The 1357-nt window shown below is 77.5% G+C and carries 3 protein-coding genes; all 3 read left to right on the top strand.

Translation table 11 applies throughout. The annotated features are described in order from the left end of the window. Positions 1 to 831, top strand: an 831-nt coding sequence (gene cobA, locus DVA66_RS20455; RefSeq protein ID WP_114561580.1) for a uroporphyrinogen-III C-methyltransferase, incomplete at its 5' end; no start/stop codon positions are given. A gap of 9 nt (positions 832 to 840) precedes the next feature. Next, positions 841 to 1095: a ribosomal protein L7/L12 gene (locus DVA66_RS20450; RefSeq protein WP_114561579.1), complete on the top strand. Its 255-nt coding sequence runs from the start codon at positions 841 to 843 to the stop codon at positions 1093 to 1095. Between the two features lie 65 nt (positions 1096 to 1160). Then, a partial coding sequence (locus DVA66_RS20445; protein WP_198672010.1) for a DUF2510 domain-containing protein occupies positions 1161 to 1357 on the top strand: 197 nt, incomplete at its 3' end.

Here is a 1357-nt window from a genome sequence, read left to right as displayed (position 1 = left end):
GCCGTCTCCGGCGACCGCGACCCGCGCCGGGCCGTCGCCGTCCGCGACGCCGTGCTCGCCGGCCTGGACTCCGGGACGCTCCCGGTCCGTCGCCGCCGCCCGGCCGCCGAACCCGCCGACGGGATGGTGTGGCTGGTCGGCGCCGGACCGGGCGACGCCGGGCTGATCAGCGTCCGCGGCCGGGCCCTGCTGGCGTCCGCCGACGTCGTGGTGGCCGACCGGCTCGGCACCGAGGAGCACCTGGCCCTGCTGCCCGAGGACGTCGAGGTGGTCGACGTGGGCAAGCACCCCGGCCGGCACGGCAGCATCCAGGACACCATCCACGAGCTGCTGGTCAGCCACGCCCGGGCCGGCCGGCGGGTGGTGCGGCTCAAGGGCGGCGACCCGTTCGTGCTCGGCCGGGGCGGTGAGGAGGTCGCCTACTGCGCGGCGCACGGCGTCCCGGTCGAGGTGGTGCCCGGCATCACCTCCGCCACCTCGGTGCCCGCCGCGGCCGGCATCCCGGTCACCCACCGCGGCCTCAGCACCTCCTTCGTGGTGGCCTCCGGCCACGACGGCCCGGCCGGGCTGGGGCCGCTGCTGCACGCCACCGGCTCGACGCTGGTGCTGCTGATGGCGGTCGGACGACTGGCCGAGATCGCCGACGCCCTGGTGGCCGCGGGACGTCCGCCCGGCACCCCGGTCGCGGTGGTCGAACAGGGCTGGACCCCCCGGCAGCGGGTGACGCACGCGCGGCTGTCCGACCTGGCCGAGCGGGCCCGCGAGGTCGGCGTGACCAACCCTGCCGTGGTGGTGGTCGGCGACGTGGCCGCTGTCCCCCTCGGCCGCTAGGGTCCGGCCATGTTCTTCAACTCGGCCTCCCGACGTGAGGTGGACGCCCTGCAGCTCCGCGTGTCCCAGCTCGAGCGCATGGTGCAGGAGCTGGCCCGCCGTGCCGGCGTCGACCCGTCCGGCCTCGCCGACCAGGTCTCGCCCGTCAGCGCCCGGGTCCGCGGGCTGGCCGGGCAGGGCCGCACGATCGAGGCGATCAGGGTGGTGCGCGAGGAGACCGGGCTGGGTCTGGCCGAGGCGAAGCGGCTCGTCGAGGGGCTCTGAGCCAGCTCTCCGCACGGCCGCGTGACGCGGCCGGGCCCGCCGCCAGGCATCACTACGATGTCCGGGTGAGCGAGATCCCCGTCGGCAGCCCGCAGCCCCCGCCCGGACGGCACGCAGCACCCGGTGGGTGGTATCCCGACCCGGTCGACCAGCGCCGCGAGCGGTGGTGGGACGGCTGGCAGTGGAGCCGCGACGTCCGCGAACGGCAGGCACCCGTGGCCCCGGTCCGGTCCGGCGGCGGGCCGGCGGGTGCGGCGACCAC

This window comes from Desertihabitans aurantiacus (assembly GCF_003344635.1).
Taxonomy (GTDB): Bacteria; Actinomycetota; Actinomycetes; order Propionibacteriales; family Propionibacteriaceae; genus Desertihabitans; species Desertihabitans aurantiacus.
Note: the sequence above shows the minus strand (reverse complement) of the source record. Positions and strands in the feature narration are given on the sequence as shown.